Annotated in this window: 9 protein-coding genes; 6 read left to right on the top strand and 3 right to left on the bottom strand. The window is 71.5% G+C overall.

The window, feature by feature from the left end:
• Positions 1 to 50 precede the first annotated feature (50 nt).
• Positions 51 to 1,352, top strand: a complete 1,302-nt coding sequence (locus ACFZDK_RS05985; protein WP_390970200.1) for a TIR-like protein FxsC — start codon at positions 51 to 53, stop codon at positions 1,350 to 1,352.
• The gene (fxsT, locus tag ACFZDK_RS05980) at positions 1,349 to 5,296 is read left to right on the top strand and encodes an FxSxx-COOH system tetratricopeptide repeat protein (protein ID WP_390970199.1); all 3,948 of its coding nucleotides are present in this window, start codon (positions 1,349 to 1,351) and stop codon (positions 5,294 to 5,296) included. The genes ACFZDK_RS05985 and fxsT overlap by 4 nt, the downstream gene beginning before the upstream one ends.
• 19 nt (positions 5,297 to 5,315) lie before the next feature.
• On the opposite strand, the gene ACFZDK_RS05975 is transcribed toward fxsT, so the two are convergent.
• Together ACFZDK_RS05975 and ACFZDK_RS05970 are read right to left on the bottom strand one after the other, a co-directional pair.
• Positions 5,316 to 6,194, bottom strand: a complete 879-nt coding sequence (locus ACFZDK_RS05975) for an alpha/beta fold hydrolase (RefSeq protein WP_390970197.1) — start codon at positions 6,192 to 6,194, stop codon at positions 5,316 to 5,318.
• Between the two features lie 442 nt (positions 6,195 to 6,636).
• On the bottom strand, positions 6,637 to 7,161 hold the full coding sequence (locus tag ACFZDK_RS05970) for a hypothetical protein (RefSeq protein ID WP_390970196.1): 525 nt from the start codon (positions 7,159 to 7,161) through the stop codon (positions 6,637 to 6,639).
• Between the two features lie 355 nt (positions 7,162 to 7,516).
• Here ACFZDK_RS05970 and ACFZDK_RS05965 point away from each other — a divergent pair, with 355 nt between their 5' ends.
• The 3 genes from ACFZDK_RS05965 to ACFZDK_RS05955 all read left to right on the top strand — a co-directional run bounded on the left by ACFZDK_RS05965 (position 7,517) and on the right by ACFZDK_RS05955 (position 15,587).
• Entirely contained in the window at positions 7,517 to 12,352 is a 4,836-nt protein-coding gene (locus ACFZDK_RS05965; protein ID WP_390971574.1) for a family 43 glycosylhydrolase, read from the top strand.
• A 32-nt stretch (positions 12,353 to 12,384) separates the two neighbouring features.
• The gene (locus tag ACFZDK_RS05960; RefSeq protein ID WP_390971573.1) at positions 12,385 to 13,554 is read left to right on the top strand and encodes an FG-GAP-like repeat-containing protein; all 1,170 of its coding nucleotides are present in this window, start codon (positions 12,385 to 12,387) and stop codon (positions 13,552 to 13,554) included.
• A 299-nt stretch (positions 13,555 to 13,853) separates the two neighbouring features.
• Entirely contained in the window at positions 13,854 to 15,587 is a 1,734-nt protein-coding gene (locus tag ACFZDK_RS05955) for a phospholipid carrier-dependent glycosyltransferase (protein WP_390970194.1), read from the top strand.
• Between the two features lie 3 nt (positions 15,588 to 15,590).
• On the opposite strand, the gene ACFZDK_RS05950 is transcribed toward ACFZDK_RS05955, so the two are convergent.
• Positions 15,591 to 16,841: an alpha/beta hydrolase-fold protein gene (locus ACFZDK_RS05950; RefSeq protein WP_390970192.1), complete on the bottom strand. Its 1,251-nt coding sequence runs from the start codon at positions 16,839 to 16,841 to the stop codon at positions 15,591 to 15,593.
• Positions 16,842 to 17,036: 195 nt separating this feature from the next.
• On the opposite strand from ACFZDK_RS05950, the gene ACFZDK_RS05945 reads away from it, so the two are divergent.
• The coding region (locus tag ACFZDK_RS05945; RefSeq protein WP_390970191.1) for an AAA family ATPase at positions 17,037 to 18,938 on the top strand (1,902 nt) is incomplete at its 3' end.

Genomic DNA, 18,938 nt, shown 5'->3' with positions numbered 1-18,938 from the left:
GCGACGGGGGCGGTCCAGCGGCTTGCCGACGGGCAGGGGGACGTGCGGACATGGGGGAACGGGTGCAGGAGCGGGTTCCGGACAACCGGCCCTATTTCTTCCTGTCGTACGCCCACACTCCGCCGTGGGGGCCGGACAGCGGAGACCCGGACCACTGGGTGCGGGCCCTCTTCAACGACCTGTGCAGTCACATCATGGCGCTCACCGACCTGCCCGCCGGATCGATGGCCGGCTTCATGGACAGCCAGATGCGGTCCGGGGAGGGCTGGCCCGAGAAGCTGAGCGAGAACCTCGCCACCTGCCGGGTGTTCGTGCCGCTGTTCTCGCAGCGCTACTTCTCCAGCGAGATGTGCGGCCGGGAGTGGTACGCGTTCCACGAGCGGATGCTGCACGCCAAGACCACCGGGACGGCGACCGCCTCGGCCATCGTGCCCGCCCTGTGGACCCGTTTCGACCTGCGTGAACTCCCGGACTCCGTACGGCACATCCACGTCGAGAACTCCTCGTCCGGCGGCCGGTACCTCAACAACGGGATCTACGGGCTGATCAAGCTCAGCCGGCTGCGCGACGAGTACGACGAGACCGTGTTCGGGCTCGCCGAGCGCATCGTGCAGGCGGCCCACGAGTCCCGGCTGCCCGTGGGGCGCCCCCGGGACTACGAGAGCACGCCGAGCGCCTTCAAACCGCGCGGCAGCGGGCCCCGGCACATCCGGCTGACCGTGGCCGCCCCCACCGAGGACTCGGTCCCGGCGCACCGCGACAGCGGGCCCTACGGCGACGACGCGCTGGACTGGAATCCGTACCAGACCGAGTCGACCCGGGCGCTGTCCACCCATGCCGAGGAACTGATCCGCTCCCTGGACTACCGGGTGACGGTCGTCGCCTTCGACGACGAGAACCCCGGCGAGGAACCCCAGGAGTCCGGGGACGGGCAGCCCGGGATCCTGCTGGTGGACCAGTGGGCGCTGAGCGACGAGGAACGCCGCGGCCGGCTGAAGACGTTCGACGCGTATGCCCGCCCGTGGGTGAGCGCGATCGTGCCGCGCTGCCGTACCGACCTGCAGAACCACAGCACGGAAGGCCGCAGGCTCGCCGAGGAGCTGGAGCGGGTGATGCCGACGATCCTGGAGCGGGCGCGGCGCGGCGACACCCGGGCCGCCGTCAACGGCGTGCCCACGCTCAAGTCCTTCAACCGGGTGCTGCCCGACGTGGTCGCGTACACGACCCGGCAGTTCCTGAAGAACGCGGAGGTCCGACTGCCGCCGGGCCCGCACATCCCCAGACCCCGTCTGGCGGATCCCTACTCATCGTCCGACCCGGACACGGGAGACGACCCCGGAGGAGAGGCATGACGGCCGCAAGGGACGGACGCATCATCACCTTCTACTCGTACAAGGGCGGCACCGGACGGACGATGGCGCTGGCCAACACGGCCTGGATCCTCGCCGCCAACGGCAATCGGGTCCTCGCCGTGGACTGGGACCTCGAAGCCCCGGGGCTGGATCGCTTCTTCCACCCGTTCCTGGACCCCAACGTGCTCACCGCCACCGGGGGTGTCCTCAACATCCTGCAGGACTACGCCTGGGCGGCGACGGACGGCGTCACCCGCACCGGGCCCTGGCACCTGGAGTTCGCGGACGTGGAGCAGCACGCCGTCTCCCTCTCCCCCGAGCGGCAGGGGCTCGGCTTCGAGAACGGCGGCTCGCTCGACTTCCTCTCCGCGGGCCGCCAGTTCCGCGCCTACTCCGGCACGGCGTCCTCCCTGGAGTGGGACAACTTCTACGACCGCCTGGGCGGCGGCATGTTCCTGGAGGCGCTGCGCGACAGCATGAAGCGGTCGTACGACTACGTCCTGATCGACTCGCGCACCGGGCGGTCGGACACCGCGGACATCTGCACCCTGCAGATGCCCGACGTCCTCGTCGACTGCTTCACCTTCAGCGACCAGGCCCTGGACGGCGCCGCCGAGGTGGCGTACAGCGTCGCCGACGAGCACCGCAAGCGGCAGATCCGGGTGCTGCCGGTGCCGATGCGGGTCGACGACGGCGAGAAGGACAAGGTGGAGGCGGGCCGTGCGGTGGCCCGGCAGAAGTTCGCCGGACTGCCGAAGGGGCCGGGCGGTCAGCGGCTGAGCGCCGACGAGGTCAACGCGTACTGGGGCAGCGTCGAAATACCGTACAAACCGTACTACGCCTATGAGGAGACCCTCGCCGTCGTCGGGGACAAGAAGGGCGATCCCAAGTCGCTGCTGTCCGCCTTCGAACGGCTCACCGCGTTCGTGTCCGACAACGAGGTCCGCTCGCTGCCGCAGATCCCCGAACCGGTGCGGCTGCACTGCCGGGACGCGTTCATCCGGCGCCGGCCGCAGACCACCGCGGTGCACGTGGTGATCGCGTACCTGGCGGAGAACCGGATGTGGGCCGACTGGGTGGAGTCGCTGCTGAAGCGGGCGGGCTGCACCGTCACCCTGCACGACCTGGCCACCGGACCGCTCGGCGGTCCCGCCCCCGGCACCCGCACCCTGGCGCTGTGGTCCAAGGCGCTGCACGGCTCCCGGCACGCCGAGGCCCTGCTGGGCCCGGCGGCCGGTGCCGACGGCTCCCCGGGATCGCTGCTGCCGGTGCAGATCGACGAGGCCCGGCCGCCGGAGACGTACCCGGACCAGGCCGACCTCGTCGTCGACCTGCACGGACTCGACGGGGCGGGCTGCGAGGCCGCGCTGCTCGGCGCGCTCGAACTGCCCGGGCAGCTGCCGAAGGCCGGACCGGCGGCACCCCGGTTCCCCGGCCACGAGCCCGACCACTGGAACGTGCCGCAGCGCAACACCACCTTCACCGGCCGGGGTTACATCCTGGACAAGGTGCGGGAGGAGCTGCGCGGCGGCATGACGGCCGTACTGCCCCAGCACCAGGCGCTGTTCGGGCTCGGCGGGGTCGGCAAGACCCAGATCGCGCTGGAGTACGTGCACCGGTTCAGCGCCGACTACGACCTGGTGTGGTGGGTGCCGTCCGAGAACGTCGACAACGTGGTGGCCTCGCTGGCCGAACTGGGCGCCCGCATCGGCGCGCCCGGCGGCGAGGACATGGCTCTGGCCAGCAAGGAAACCGTCCGGATGCTCTCCCGGGGCACCCCCACCAAGCGCTGGATCCTCGTCTTCGACAACGCCGACGACCCGGAGGACCTCGCCGGCTACATCCCCACCACCGGCGGCGGCCACATCCTGGTCACCTCCCGGAACCAGGCGTGGGCGGACAAGGGCGCGACCCTGCCGGTCGACGTCTTCCAGCGCCAGGAGAGCGTCGAGCACCTGTCCCGGCGCGCCCCGGGCCTCACCGGGGACGAGGCCGACCAGGTCGCCGAGGCCGTGGGCGACCTGCCGCTCGCGGTGGAGCAGGCCGGCGCCTGGCTGGCGGAGACCGCCATGCCGACGGCCGAGTACCTGCGCCGCCTCACCGAGGAGACCGCCGCGGTGATGGGGCTCAACCAGCCCGCCGACTACCCCGAGACGGTCGCCGCCACCTGGAACATCTCCATCGAACGGCTGAAGGAACGTTCGCCCGCCTCGGTACGGCTGCTGCAGCTGTGCGCGTTCCTCGCCGCCGAGCCGATCTCCTCGAAACTGCTCTACGACAGCGACGAGATGCTCGCCGCGCTGCGCCCCTTCGACCCCACCCTGACGGAGAGCCTGCTGATCGGCCGGGTGGTGCGGGAGATCCGCCAGCTCGCCCTCGCCAAGGTCGACCAGATCTCCCGCTCGATCCAGGTGCACCGGCTCGTCCAGGCGGTGATCCGCTCCCAGATGACCGAGGAGGACCGGCGCGTGGCCCGGCACACCGTGCACGAGGTCCTCAGGGGAGCCCGCCCCAAGGGCGACGAGCCCACCGACAACCGGGAGAACTGGCCGCAGTTCGACATCATCTGGCCGCACCTGTCCGCCTCGGACATCCGCAACTGCACCGAGGCCGAGCCGCGCCGGCTGCTCATCGACCGCGTCCGCTACCTCTGGAAGCGCGGCGAGTTCCCCCGCGCCCAGCGCCTCGCCGAGGAACTCCTCCTGCACTGGAGGGAACCCCTCGGCGAGGACGAGGAGCAGTACCTGTACCTGCGCTGCCAGCTCGCCAACGTGCTGCGCTCGCAGGGGCTGTACGTCGAGGCGCGGAGGATGGACGACGACGTGCTGAAGCGGCAGCGCCGGCTTCTCGGCAGCCGGCACCCGCACACCTTCGTCACCACCTCCGGCCTCTCCAGCGACCTCGCGGCGCTCGGCGAGTACACCAAGGCGGTGGAGCTGGCGCGGGAGGCGCACGAGGGCTTCAGCGACATCTTCAACGAGGCCCACCCGCGCACCCTGAACGCGGCCAACAACCTCGCCCTGGCGCTGCGCATGGTCGGCAGGTACGGCGACGCGCGGGAGATCGACGAGCTCACCCTCGCCCGCCGCACCCAGGTCCACGGCGCCGACCACATCTACACCCTGTCGTCCGCCGAGAACCTCGGCCGCGACCTGCGTGAGGTCGGCCGGTACACCGAGTCGGTGACCGTGCTGTCGAAGGCGTACGAACAGCACAAGCGCGTCCTCGGCAAGGAGTTCCCGGGCACGCTGCGGTGCGCGAAGTCGCTCGCCGTGTCGCTGCGCAGGGCGGGCGAACTGGAGGACGCCCGGCGGCTGACGGCCGCGACCCTGGAGCAGTACCGGGCGCAGTACACGGCCTCCACCCCGGACCTCCTCGCCTGCGAACTGAACCAGGCCGCGGACCTGTTCGCGGCCGAGGACCGGGAGGGCGCGCGCGACGTCGCCCTGAAGGTGCTCGCCGAGTACGTGAAGAAGCCGGGCGAGGCCCACCCCTACACCCAGGCCGCGATGAACAACCTCGGCATCTTCCACTGGGGCTGCGGTGACGAGGAGCAGGCCGAGGAGGTCTTCCGGAAGGTGCTGGAGCGCATGGCCGAGGTGCTCGGCGTCCATCACCCGCACACCCAGTTCTGCTCCGCCAACTACGCCATCCTGCTCGCGGAGAGCGGCCGGCTGGAGGAGGCCTGGGAGCGGGAGCGGCGCAGCATCGACACCCTGCGCGCCGACCTCGGCCCGCAGCACCCGGAGACCCTGGCCGTCGTCGGCAACGGCGCCCTCACCCTGGCCGCCCTCGGGCGCACGGAGGAGGCCCGCGCCCAGCGCGAGGAGGTCGTCAGGAGGCTGAAGGGGCTGCGCCAGCAACTCGGCGAGACCAACGGCATCACCCGGCTCGTGCTCGCGGACCGGAGGGTGTACCGGGACCTGGAGCCGCTGGCGGTGTGAGCGCGCGGACGGCCCGGTGTCAGTCCCGGGGCGTCCCCGCCAGCAGCCAGTCCAGTACGTCCGGCAGGGCGCGCAGCGACGCGAAGTGGGCCGCCTTCGGCTCCAGGACGGCCCTGGCCCGCGGAATGTGCGCGGCCAGCCAGGAGTGGTGGGCGGCGGGCGAGAACACGTCCATCGCACCGTGCCACAGCAGCACCGGCACCCCGATGTGCGCCGGGTCGAAGCCCCAGGGGCTGGTCAGCGCGATCGAGTCGTCGATCCAGCCGTACGGCGAGGTGCGCAGCGCCTCGTGGTAGGTGCGCAGCAGCATCGACCGGATGTTGGTGTCGGAGACGATCAGCCGGTCCTCCTCGGTCAGGTCCGAGCGCAGGTCCTCCAGCATCCGCGCCGGGTTGCTGCGGATCACGGCCGAGCGCGGGATGATCCGGGCCGCGTACCGCTCCGGGTCGGTGACGGCGGTGTGGAACTCCAGGACGTTGTACGGCGCCATCCCGGCGAACCAGTCGAGCCCCTCGGCGTCCCGGGGCGCGAGGGCCACCATGGCGGCGGCCCGGGTCACCCGGCCCGGCAGCAGCGCTGCGCAGGCGAGGGCGTGCGGTCCCCCGCCGGACCGGCCGGCCACCGCGAACCGGTCGAGACCGAGGGCGTCGGCCACGGCCGCCACGTCCTCGACGACGTCCACGACCCGGCGCCCCGGCCGGCGGTCCGAACCGCCGTACCCCGGGCGGTCGAAGCTGATCAGCCGGGCGCCGCGCTGGTAGAGGAACATGGGCCGGGGCCGTGGGCCCACCCGGCTGCCGGGTGTGCCGTGCATGAGGAACACCGGTCGGCCCCGGGGATCCCCCGACACCTCCACCCGCAACCGTCGCCCGCCAGCCGTCCGCACCAGGTCAGGCACCCCCGCGTCCCCCTCCCGCGCCCGTGACCGGGACCACGTTGCCCCACAATTGCCCGCAGAGCCAGCCCGTGAAACGAACGTGCAGGTCAACCGGCTTGTACTCGGGGAGGGTTCGGGGACCGGTCAGCGGTGAGCGCAGGAGCGAACCGGGGCCGGCCGTCCGGCGGCGGCCAGGCCTCCCGGTGCCTTCGCCGCCTGACCGGTGCCTCAGCTGCCTTCCGGCGTCCGGTGTCCGGCTAGTACGGCAGGATGCGCCCGGAAGGCGTCCTGCGGTCGATCTCCTGCTGACGAGGAGCGGGCCGACGAACAACGCGCACGCGGATCCGACCGTCCATGACGCCCTCCTCTTGCCGAGCACTGCCCGCACCTGCTGTCCGGTAGGAGGGCTCTGCCCCGCACGTGGCAGGTCCAAGCCTCGTGCGGGGCAGCAAAGTTGGCGGCGTCAGCTCAGGCCGAGGCTGGACAGGGCCGTCGTCCAGTCGGTCACGATGGCGTCCTGGGCGTCGGAAAGGCTGACGGTGCCCGCGCAGACGGCCTTCTTGAGCTTGTTCTCGACGGTGTCCTTGTTGGCGGCGGTCTTGGTGCCGTACTCCGGCTCGGGCCAGAGGTTCAGCTCACTCTTGGGGGCGCCGCCGAGCTCCAGCGGCACGAAGTGGTCCTCCTCGTAGTCGGAGGTGCTGGTGTCGGTGTAGCCGTACTCGACGATCTGCTTCTTCTTCAGCGCGGTGGTGTAGGAACTGGACGGCCGTACGGTCGCGGTCCAGCCGGAGACGCAGATGGTGGAGTCGATGGTGCTCTGGGTGACGTCGGGGTTGAAGTCACCGGGCTGGCAGCTGGGGTCGGGGAGCGGAAGGTAGGCCTGGCTGCAGGACTGGGCGTGTGCCGTCCCGGTGGTGATGGTGAGGCCCGCGACGGTGAGGGCGAGAGCGGAGAGGGTCGTGACGAGGGGGCGCTGTATTCGGGACATGTGGGGGTCTCCCGGTGAGGTGCCCGGCACGTTTCCGGGCAGTCGTGGGCATGACAGCACCGGGCGCTCTATGCGGGTAGACCTCTTTACTCGGGAGGGGAGTTGCTTAATTGAAGATTGAACGCTGAGCGGGCAACCGTAAGCCAAGTCATGGCCAGGACTTGGTTGTCGGCACAACGGCCCACTTCAACGCACCACCGAGAGCCGGAAGTTCGGCCATCCGTCATGTTCGACCAGTCGGACATTGTTCGAAAGCTCTTGACGGCCAGATGTACAGCGTTTGACACTCTCGCAGCGCGACGTCATCCGCATGTAACGACAAGGGACTTGACAGGGAGCCCCCATGACAGCCGTCATGCCGCACACCGCACGACCCCGTGGCCGCGTGAGACGCCGGGCGGGTCACCTCGCCGCTCTGGTCGCCGCCTCGACGCTCCTCGCCCTCGCCGGACCGGCGCTCCCCGCCCAAGCCACCGCACAAGCCGCACAAGCCGCCCAGGCCACCGCCTCCGCCGACGGTCCCACCGACGGCCTCGCCCTCTGGTACCCCCTCGACTCCGCCGACGGAGCCTCCGACGCCTCCGGCAACGGACGCGACGGCACGGTCAACGGCACCGCCGACTGGTCGGCCGCCGGCCAGGGCCTCGGCTTCAACGGCTCGGACACCTACGTCAAGGTCCCGGACGACGTCATGAAGGGCATGGACGCCATCACGGTGTCCCTGGACGTGCGGATCGACTCCGCCCAGTCCACCCCGTACTTCCTCTACGGCTTCGGCAACTCCAGCGGCAGCAGCGGCAACGGCTACCTCTTCACCACCGGCAACTCCTTCCGCACCTCCCTGGCCACCGGCAACTGGTCGACCGAGCAGACGACCAAGCCGTCCGACTCCCACAACCTCACCCGCGCGGTGTGGAAGCACATCGCCTACACCCAGACCGGCACCACGGGTGTGCTCTACGAGGACGGCGTCGAGGTCGGCCGCAACACCTCGGTCACCGTCACCCCCGGCGCCATCGGGTCGGGCAGCACCGTCGCCAACTACATAGGCAGGTCCGTCTACTCCGGCGACAAGCTCTTCAAGGGCCGCATCCGCGACTTCCGCGTATACGACCGGGCACTCGGCTCCTCCGAGGTCGGGCAGCTCGCCCTCCCCGTCGACACCCAGGGCGTCGCCGACGACAAGGCGGCCCTGAGCCTCGGCGACACCGGTGCCGTGACCGCCGACCTGGACCTGCCGAAGACCGGTACGGCGGGCGGTTCGGCCATCAGCTGGTCCAGCGACGACCCCGACGTGGTCTCGGACTCCGGCAAGGTGACCCGGCCCGCAGCCGGCTCCCCCGACGCCCACGCGACGCTCACCGCGACCCTCACCAAGGGCACGGTCACCGACACCAGGACCTTCGACATCACCGTGCTCGCCGACTTCGACGACGCCACCGCCACCGAACAGGCCGCCGACGCCCTCACCGTCCACAACGTCGACGACGTCCGCGGCAACCTCACCCTCCCCGCCGACGGGGCCTACGGCACCGCCGTCACCTGGTCCTCCGCCGACCCGGACGTCATCGCCGCCGACGGCACGGTCCACCGCCCGGCGCACGGCGCGGGAGCCACCACCGTCGACCTGACCGCGACGGTCACCAGGGGCGAGGCGCACAGCACCCGCACCTTCACCGCCCGCGTCCCCGAACTCCCCGCCAGGGAACCCCTCAAGGGCTACATGTTCAGCTACTTCACCGGCGAGGGCACCGCCGACGGCGAGCAGCTCTACGCCGCCCTCAGCAAGGGCGACGACCCGCTGAACTGGCGGGAGTTGAACGACCGCAAGCCGGTCCTGACCTCCACGCTCGGCGAGAAGGGCGTGCGCGACCCGTTCATCATCCGCTCCCCCGAGGGCGACAAGTTCTACCAGATCGCCACCGACCTCAGGATCTACGGCAACGGCGACTGGGACGCCGCCCAGCGCACCGGCAGCAAGTCCATCATGGTCTGGGAGTCCACCGACCTCGTCCACTGGACGAACCAGCGGCTGGTGAAGGTCGCCCCGGACAGCGCGGGCAACACCTGGGCGCCCGAGGCCTTCTACGACGCGAAGCTCGGCGAGTACGTCGTCTTCTGGGCGTCGAAGCTGTACGACAACGAGGCGCACTCCGGCGACACGTACAACCGCATGATGTACGCCACCACCCGGGACTTCTACACCTTCAGCGAGCCCAAGGTGTGGATCGACCGCGGCTGGTCGGTCATCGACTCCACGATGATCCAGAAAGACGGCACCTACTACCGCCTGTCCAAGGACGAGCGGAACAACACCTCCTCCACCCCCAACAGCAAGTTCATCTTCGAGGAGAAGAGCGACTCGATCCGCAGCACCGACTGGACGCCGGTCGCGGAGGGCATCGGCAGGGGCGCGATGAGCGCGGCCGAGGGGCCGTTGGTCTTCAAGTCCAACACGCAGGACAAGTGGTACGCGTTTCTGGATGAGTTCGGAGGGCGTGGGTACATCCCGTTCGAGACCGATGATCTCGACTCCGGGGTCTGGACGCCGGTCACCGACTACGACCTTCCGGCCAAGCCCCGCCATGGCACCGTGCTCCCGGTCACCCAGGCCGAGTACGACCGCCTCCTCCGCGCCTACCAGCCCGACCAGCTGGTGGAGAGCGTCGAGAGCGTGAAGGTGAAGACGAGGACGGGGCAGGCCCCGGTCCTCCCCGCCACCGTCATCGCCTCCTACGCCGACGGCGTCGACCGGCCCGCCGCCGTCACCTGGGACGACGTCCCGGCGTCCGCCTACGCGCAGCCCGGCACCTTCACCGTCACCGGCAGCCTCCCCGACGGCACCGCGATCCCGGTCCAGGCCGAGGTCACCGTGTCGGAGGAGGGCCCCGACGTCCCGGCCGACCTGCTGCTGCACTACGACTTCGACGAGACCGCCGGCAACATCGCCGTCGACTCCAGCGGGCACGGCTATCACGGCACGTACGTCCGCACGCCCGAGTTCGGCACGGGGGTGAAGGGCGGCTCCTTCAAGATGTCCGGGGACGCCACGAGTTCGCCGTACGTGAAGATCCCGAACGGGGTGCTGAAGAACGCCGACAGCGTCACCGTGTCGACGTACGCGAAGTGGAAGGGCGGCGACAGCTTCCAGTGGCTGTTCGGGCTGGGCCCGGACAGCGACAAGTATCTCTTCGCCACCCCGTCCAACGGCGGCTCCAGCCTCTACTCGGCCATCACCAAGGCGAGTTGGTCGGCGGAGTCCAAACTGACGGCCGGCTCGCAGCTCACACCGGGGCAGTGGCGGCACGTCACCGTCACCCTCGACGGCACCACCGGCACGATGGTCCTCTACGTCGACGGCGTCGAGGCGGCCCGCACCACGACCACCATCAAGCCGTCCGAGCTGTACGACGCGAGCAAGGACCACACCGGCTACATCGGCCGCTCCCTGTACTCGGCCGACCCGTACTTCGGCGGCGAGGTCGACGACTTCCGCATCTACGACCGGGCGTTGTCGGCCGCCGAGGTGATGGAGCTCAGCGGCAACACGGCGGGAATCGCCAAGGCGACCCAGACCGGTCTGAAGGTCGACGCCATCGTCGACGACGCGGACAGCAGGATCACGCTGCCGATGACCGAGGGCTCCGATCTCACCTCCCTGGCACCGGAGTTCACCCTCGCCCACGGCGCCGCCATCAGCCCGGCCTCCGGAAGCGTGCACGACTTCAGCAAGCCGGTGACGTACGAGGTGACGGGGTCCGACGGCAGGAAGCGCACCTGGACGGTCTCGGCTCTGATCATGAAGAGCCCGGTGCTGCCGGGGCTGAACGCCGACCCGAACATCGTCCGCTTCGGCGACACCTTCTACCTCTACCCGACCACCGACGGCTACGACGGCTGGAGCGGCACCCGGTTCAAGGCGTACTCCTCCACCGACCTCGTCCACTGGACGGACCACGGCGTCATCCTCGACCTGGGTCCCGACGTCAGCTGGGCGGACAGCAGGGCCTGGGCGCCGACGATCGCAGAGAAGGACGGCAAGTACTACTTCTACTTCTGTGCCGACGCGAACATCGGGGTGGCGGTCTCCGACTCGCCGACCGGACCCTTCAAGGACGCCCTCGGCAAACCGCTCCTCAAGGCCGGTGACTTCAGCGGCCAGATGATCGACCCGGCCGTCTTCACGGACGACGACGGGCAGTCGTACCTCTACTTCGGCAACGGTCACGCCTACGTGGTGCCGCTGAACGCCGACATGACGTCCATCGGCACGGCGAAGGTCAAGGACATCACGCCGAGCGGGTACAACGAGGGCTCGTTCGTCATCAAGCGCAACGGCACCTACTACTTCATGTGGTCCGAGAACGACACCCGCGACGAGAACTACCGCGTCGCCTACGCCACCGGCCCCTCCCCCACCGGCCCCTGGACCAAGCGGGGCGTGATCCTGTCCAAGGACCTCTCCCTGGGAGTCAAGGGGACCGGTCACCACAGCGTCGTGCACGTCCCGAACACCGACGACTGGTACATCGCCTACCACCGTTTCGCCATCCCGGGCGGTGACGGCACCCACCGCGAAACCACCATCGACAAGCTGGAGTTCGACGCGGACGGGTTGATCAAGCCGGTCGTGCCGACGCTGACGAGCATCGATCCGGTGACCGTCGTACACGCGGGACCGGACGCCACCGGGACGGAGGGGGACGCGATTCCGCTCGCCGGCACGGTGTCGGGGGCCGGTCCCGCCGAGTGGACCGTCCCCGCGGGTGCCCCCTGCACGGTCGTGGACCCCGGATCGGCCGCCACCACCGTCACCTGCACCGACAACGGCACCTTCACTCTCACCCTGACCGGCGGCCGCGGCACCGACACCGCCACCGTGACCGTCGCCAACGCCCCGCCGGCGATCACCGACGCCCGCGGCCACGGCGACCGGCACCTGAGCGTCACGGTCCGCTTCACCGACCCGGGCGCCTCCGACACCCACACCTGCGTCGTCGACTGGAAGGACGGCACCCGCCCGACGCGGGGCACGGTCCGTGGCCCCGTCTGCCGGGCCGAGCACCTGTACCGGAGGCCGGGCGGGCACCGGCCGGTGGTCACCGTCAGCGACGACGACGGGGGGACGGCCACCGTCGTCGTACCCCTCCCGCCACGGCACTCCGGGAAAGCACGGTCGCGTAACACGTGAATCACAGGAGGTGCCCTTAGGTTCCCGTGACCATGACAGTCAACAAGCACAGGAACCGCCGGGCACCCCGCATCCTGGCCTACGGAGCGGCCGGTGCCCTGACGGTCGCGGCCGGGATGGCCGCCGTCGCGTCGGCGAGTCAGCCGGTCGCGAAGACGGCCGCCACCTGCTCCTTCACCAAGTCCGCCAGTTCGGCGAGCACCGGCGACAACCCCCGGCACGTGGTGACCGGCGATCTCGACGGCGACGGGAACGCCGACGTGGTCGCCGCGGACAACGACGCCGACACCGTCTCGGTGCTGCTGGGCAACGGCGACGGCACCTTCGGCACGGCCACGGACTACGCCGTGGGCGACAAGCCGTACCAGACCGTCATCGCCGACTTCGACGCCGACGGCAACCCGGACCTCGCCACCGCCGACTTCGACGGCGGCACGGTGAGCGTCCTGCTCGGCCACGGCGACGGCACCTTCGGGACCGCCACCCCGTACACGGTCGGCTCCGGCGCCCGTTCGCTGGTCGCCGGGGACGTCGACGGGGACGGCGATCTGGACATCGCGGTGGCCGAGGAGTCCGCCGGGCGGGTCAACCTGCTGCTGGGCGACGGTGAAGGTGCGTTCACCGTCTCCTCGCAGACGGTGACCGTGACCCGGCCGCACGGCCTCGTCCTCACCGACTTCGACGGCGACGGCAACCTGGACGTCGCCACCGCCGGCGTCGCCACCGCGGGCGGGATCAGCGTGGCCCTCGGCAACGGTGACGGGACCTTCGGGGACGTCACCGACTACAGCAGCGTGGCCCGGCTCTACTCGCTCACCCAGGGCGACTTCGACGGGGACGGGACGACCGACCTTGCCACGATCAGCAACGGCTCCGACACCCTGGAGGTCTACGCCGGGAACGGCGACGGCACCTTCCAGGACCCCGTCGACCACACCACGTCCGCCCTGCCGGTCGCCGTCAACTCGGCCGACGTCAACGGCGACGACATCCCGGACATCCTGGTGTCGTCCCTCAACGGCGGCTCGGTCAGCGTCTACACGGGTACCTCGGGCGGCTCGCTGACCGAGCTGACCGAGCTGTCGGCGGACGGCGCCTACGAGGCGGCCGCCGCCGACGTCACGTCCGACGGCACCCAGGACCTGGTGGTCGCGAGCAGCAGCGACGACGCGGTGGACGTGTTCACCGGCTCGTGCGGCTGAGTCAGCCCAGGGCCAGCGTGATCGACCCGCTGTAGTCCCCGCCCGGCTCGATGGCGGCCGGCTCCCCGTCGACCGTCATCGAGAGGTCTCCCCGGCCGCCGCGGTCGCCGGCACCACCAGGGCCCGCACCCGGTCCCTCATCGACGGCTCGTACGCACTGCTGCCTGTTGCCATGGAGGACTCCTCCGCGGTCACGGCTTGCCTACGGACGGTTCAGGATCGCGGTGCAGTCCGCCCCGACAGCCGGGAAACTGTCGACACTCGTCGGCGGGGGTCGAGGGACGGTCTAAGGTCGTCCGGTGACGAACAGCAGCGCGACGCGTTCCCACGACCTCGACGGCATACGCCCGGCGACGGCGCCCCCCGGCCGGCTGGAGCGCCTGCGCCGCTTCGGATACGTCGGTCCCTCACGTTCCCCGGGCGCCGGTGTCGGTGTCCGGGAGCGCCTGGTGCCGCCCTTCCCCGAACCGGGCACCCGGGTATGGCAGTTGCTGGGCGTCGGCCCGGACCGGGCGTACCGCCTCGCGCGGGCGACGGCGTGGCTGGGTCCGCTGCTCGTCGCCGCCGTGGCCGGTGCCATCCGCTTCTGGCGTCTGGGGCGGCCGCGGGCGATCATCTTCGACGAGACGTACTACGCCAAGGACGCCTGGGCGCTGCTGCACCTCGGCTACGAGGGCACCTGGCCGGACCGCAAGGTCGCCGACCCGGAGATCCTGGCGCACCCGCAGGTGATCCCGCTCTCCGACACCGGCTCCTTCGTCGCGCACCCGCCGACCGGCAAGTGGGTGATCTCGGTCGGCGAGTGGCTGTTCGGGCTCGACCCCGTCGGCTGGCGCTTCATGACGGCGCTGCTCGGCACCCTGTCGGTGCTGATGCTGTGCCGGATCGGCCGCCGGCTGTTCCGTTCGACGTTCCTGGGCTGCCTGGCGGGCGCGCTGCTGGCGGTGGACGGTCTGCATGTGGTGATGAGCCGTACCGCGCTGCTGGACCTCGTCGTGATGTTCTTCGCGCTGGCGGCGTTCGGCTGTCTGCTGATCGACCGGGACCGGGCGCGGGCCCGGCTCGCGGCGGCCCTGCCCACCGGCGCGGACGGCCGGGTGCGCCCGGACGCGGACACCGGTGACCGGGCCGGGACGGGAGCGCGGCCCTGGCGGCTCGCGGCCGGGGTCCTGCTGGGCCTCGCCGCCTCGACCAAGTGGAACGGCCTGTACATCCTGGTCTTCTTCGTGGTCCTGACGCTGCTGTGGGACGTCGGCGCCCGCCGGGTCGCCGGGGCCCGCCACCCGTACCGGGCCGTGCTGCGCAGGGACCTGGGCGGGTCGGTGCTCGCCCTCGTCCCGACGGCCCTGCTGACGTATCTGGTGACCTGGACCGGCTGGTTCCTGTCCGACGACGGCTGGGGCCGGCACTGGGCGGACGGCCGCGGCGGCACCTGGTCGTGGATACCGGCCCCGCTGCGCAGCTTCTGGCACTACGAGTACCTCGTGTACCAGTTCAACGTGGGCCTGCACACGCCGCACAAGTACCAGTCGAACCCCTGGAGCTGGCTGGTCATGGGCCGCCCCGTGCTGTTCGCCTACGACTCCCCGCGGCCCGGCAGCTGCGGCGCGGCGTCCGCCTGCACCAGCACGGTCCTCGCCCTGGGCACCCCGCTGCTGTGGTGGTCGGCGTGCTGCGCCCTCGTCTACCTGCTCTACCGCTGGGCCCTGCGCCGCGACTGGCGGGCCGGCGCGATCCTCTGCGCGGTGGCGGCCGGTTACCTCCCCTGGTTCCTCTACCAGGACCGCACGGTCTTCTCCTTCTACGCCGTCGTCTTCGTGCCCTACCTGTGCCTGGCCGTGGCGATGATGCTGGGCGCCGTACTGGGACCGCCGGGGGCGGACCGGCACCGCCGCACCCGGGGCGCGGTGGCGGCCGGTGCCCTGGTCCTGCTCATCGTCTGGAACTTCGTCTACTTCTATCCGCTCTACACCGGGCAGACGATCCCGTACTCCGGCTGGCAGTCCAGGATGTGGCTGGACACCTGGGTCTGAGCCTCACCGGGTGCGGGCAGGGGCCGGGGCGGGGCGGGCCTCGGTCAGGGTCTTCTTCGGGTGGTGGCGGGGGACGACGTCCTGCGGGAAGGTCAGCTGGTCGTTCATCCACTTCAGGGCGGCGGGCATCTCCCGTACCCAGGTGGGGAAGTTGTGGCTGCCGTTCTCGGGGAGGATGGAGACGACCCGCATGGGCGCCTTGACGGCCTTGATGAAGGCCTCGGTCTCCGGGTAGCCCTTCTCGCCGTGCTTGCTGTTGGCGACCAGGACCGAGACCTGCGGGACGGGCAGGTGCTTCAGCCGCCACATCAGGTCGTGGCCGTCGACCCGGGCCTGGCGGCCGGGGCCGCTGCCGAAGAGGTTGCCGGTGGTGGGGTCGTCCTTGACCTCGTAGTCGGGGGACAGGGCGGCGGCCGTGGTGTAGACGCCGGGGTCGCGCATGGTCAGCTGGAGGGCGCAGCTGCCGCCCGAGGAGTACCCCATGACACCCCAGGAACCGGCGTCGTGGCCGGCCCGGTAGACGGACCGGATCGCCTCCGGCAGGTCCTTGGCGAGGAACGTCTCGGTCTGCGGCCCGCCGGGGACGTCCACGCACTCGGTGTCGCGCGGCGGGGCGATGGTGGGCCGGATCATCACCATGATCGTCGGCTGCATCTCGCCCTTGCCCTGCAGTTCCCCGGCGGTCTGCGAGACCCGCAGGTGCTCGGCGAGGTTGAAGATGCTGCCCGGGTAGCCGCTGAGCGCGACGATCACCGGGAAGCGCATGCGGTGGTACGCCTTCTGGAAGTACTGGGGCGGCAGATAGACGAAGGCCGGGTCGACCACGCCGGTACGCCTGCCGATGATCTTGACCGACTCCACCCGCCCGACGGAGGCGGCCGGTCCGTCCGGCAGCCCGCTGACCCGGCTCAGCTGTTCGTCACCGGCGGGCTGCACCAGCGCGCCGCGGACACTGCTTATGCCGTTCACCGAGCCGCCGCCGTTCCCGCCGGCCGCCTGGGTCACGCCGACGGGAGCGGTGTCGACGTGACCGAACAGCTCGCCCCAGGAGCCGAAGAACTGGTACGACGAGTTCACCGCGCATGCGAACGCCGCGACGATCGTCACCTGCGTGACGGCGACGACCCCCAGCCGCCCCAGCACGGACCACAGTCCCGGCCTGGCGAGGCGCGGCCACAGCCAGACCAGCAGCGCCACGCACAGGGCGGCCAGCGCCGCCAGCGCGTATACGGTCGTTCGACTGGTCAAACCCATGTCACTCAGTCCCTGTTGTTCCTGCCCGTGCCTCGTTGCTTCCGCACAGGAGGAGGGCGGAAGAGCCTTCCGCGTTCCGTAACGAGGGATTCAGGAAGAAGACATGACCTGTTGCGCCATGTCGGGCAGGGGGGCGCCATCGCGAGGTGACGGATGTCATTGACACACGGGATCACCGGAGGTTGTCATGAACACATGCAACTGACCGGGCGCCGAGCGCTGCTCGACGCCGCCCGGGTCCAGGCGGCGGCGCGCCCCGGGCTGCTCCTCCACGGTCCCGCCGGCATCGGCAAGTCCACCCTCGTGGCGGCCCTCGCGGCGGACCCGGCCGCCGGGACCGTGCTGCACTGCTCGCCCGCGGCGGCGGACGCCCGGCTGCCCTTCGCCGGGCTCGTCGACCTCTTCGCACGGGTCCCGGAGAGCCACCTGGAGACCCTGCCACCGGAGCCCCGGGCAGCCCTCCGGTCGGCCCTGCTGCGCGGCGGCGGACCGGCGGACGACCGCGGCCTGCTCGCCGTGCGCGTCGCCGTCCTCGACGCACTGCGCGCCCTGGCCGCCGACGGTCCCGTCCTGCTGGTCGTCGACGGCCTGCAGTGGCTCGACGAACCGACCGCCGGGGTCCTCGCCTTCGCCGTACGCCGGCTCGACGCCCCCGGCATCCGGATGCTCGCCGCCGAGCGGGTCACGGACGGCGGCCGGCCCGAGCGGCTGCACTGCTGCCCGCCGGGCACCCTCGAACTCCCGGTGCCACCCCTGACGGACGGCGCGACGGCCCACCTGGTCCGCACCGACCTCGGCGCCGACCTGCCCCCGGCGGTGCTGCGGGCGATCCAGCAGACCGCCGCCGGAAACCCGTACTACGCAAGGGAGTTGGGACGCGCCGCCCGGCACGCCCCAGCACTTGCCGGGTTCGGCGAGCTGCCCCCGGTGCCCCCGGCGCTGCGCACCCGCCTGCTGGAGCAGGCCCGTTCGCTGCCGGAGCCGGCCCTGCGCACCCTCCTCGTCGCGAGCGCCGCCGCCCGCCCCAGCCTCACCCTGCTGCGCGCCACCGGGCTGCCGGACCCGGCCGCGGACCTGGCGGAGGCGGAACGGCTCGGCATCGCGACGGCCGACGCCGACGGGATCGTCCGTTTCCACCACCCCGTGCTGCGGGCGGCCGTGCACGCCGACGCCTCCGAGCACGGGCGGCGGCAGGCGCACGCGCTGCTGGCCCGCGCGGTGGCCGAGCCGGTGGAGCGGGCCCGCCATCTCGCGCTCGCCCACCCGTACGAGGACGAGGGCACGGCCCGCACCCTGATGTCGGCGGCCGGATCCGCGCGCCGCGACGGCGCCCCCTCCACCGCCTTCGAACTGGCCGCCCTCGCCGCCCGCCGCACCCCGGCCCACCACCCGGCCGAGCGTGCCGAACGGCTGCTGGCCGCGGCCGAGTACGCCTGCGACGCCGGGCGCACGGAGGAGGCCGGCGAGGCCGCCGGCACCGTGCTCGCCCGGTCCGGCTCGGCGGCACAGCGGGTGCGGGCCCGGCTGATCCTGCTGCGCGGCGCCGGACAGGCGCTGGAGGGCGCCGAGGACCTGATCGCGGACGGCCTGCGGGACGCGGCCGGCGATCCGCGCGCCGAGGCCCGGCTGCACCACTGGGCCGCCGTCCGGGGCCTGCTGTGCGGGGAGTTGGCGGAGGCGGCCGGGCACGCCCGGCGGGCCGCGCGGCAGGCGGGCGCGGCCGGCGACACCGGGACCAGGATCGACGCGCTCGCCACCCTCGCCCGGGTCCGGTCCCTGGCCGGCGACCCGGTCGCCGCCGACGCCGCACTGACGGAGGCACTGACCCTGCTGGCAGCGCCCCGAAGAGGCGCGAGGCCGTATCCGATATGCGGCTGCGACCACGTGGGCGCGACCAATCACGACGGCGCCGCACCCGAAGTCCGCCCCGGCCCGGCAGCACCCCAAAGGGGCGCGGGCCCGTATCCGATATGCGGCTGCCGCCACGTGCACGCGACCAGCCACGACGGCGCCGCACCCGAAGTCCGCCCCGGCCCGGCAGCACCCCAAAGGGGCGCGGGCCCGTATCCGATATGCGGCTGCCGCCACGTGCACGCG

The sequence above is a fragment of the Streptomyces sp. NPDC007901 genome (genome assembly GCF_042959465.1).
Classification (GTDB): domain Bacteria; phylum Actinomycetota; class Actinomycetes; order Streptomycetales; family Streptomycetaceae; genus Streptomyces.
The sequence above is the reverse complement of the archived record's forward strand: the minus strand, read 5'-3'. Positions and strand labels throughout refer to the sequence as shown.

Bases quoted from the DNA above. Each gene is read 5' to 3' on its own strand.
- ACFZDK_RS05985 (WP_390970200.1), top strand. From the start codon at position 51: ATGGGGGAACGGGTGCAGGAGCGGGTTCCGGACAACCGGCCCTATTTC.
- fxsT (WP_390970199.1), top strand. From the start codon at position 1,349: ATGACGGCCGCAAGGGACGGACGCATCATCACCTTCTACTCGTACAAG.
- ACFZDK_RS05970 (WP_390970196.1), bottom strand. From the start codon at position 7,161: ATGTCCCGAATACAGCGCCCCCTCGTCACGACCCTCTCCGCTCTCGCC.
- ACFZDK_RS05965 (WP_390971574.1), top strand. From the start codon at position 7,517: ATGCCGCACACCGCACGACCCCGTGGCCGCGTGAGACGCCGGGCGGGT.
- ACFZDK_RS05960 (WP_390971573.1), top strand. From the start codon at position 12,385: ATGACAGTCAACAAGCACAGGAACCGCCGGGCACCCCGCATCCTGGCC.
- ACFZDK_RS05950 (WP_390970192.1), bottom strand. From the start codon at position 16,841: ATGGGTTTGACCAGTCGAACGACCGTATACGCGCTGGCGGCGCTGGCC.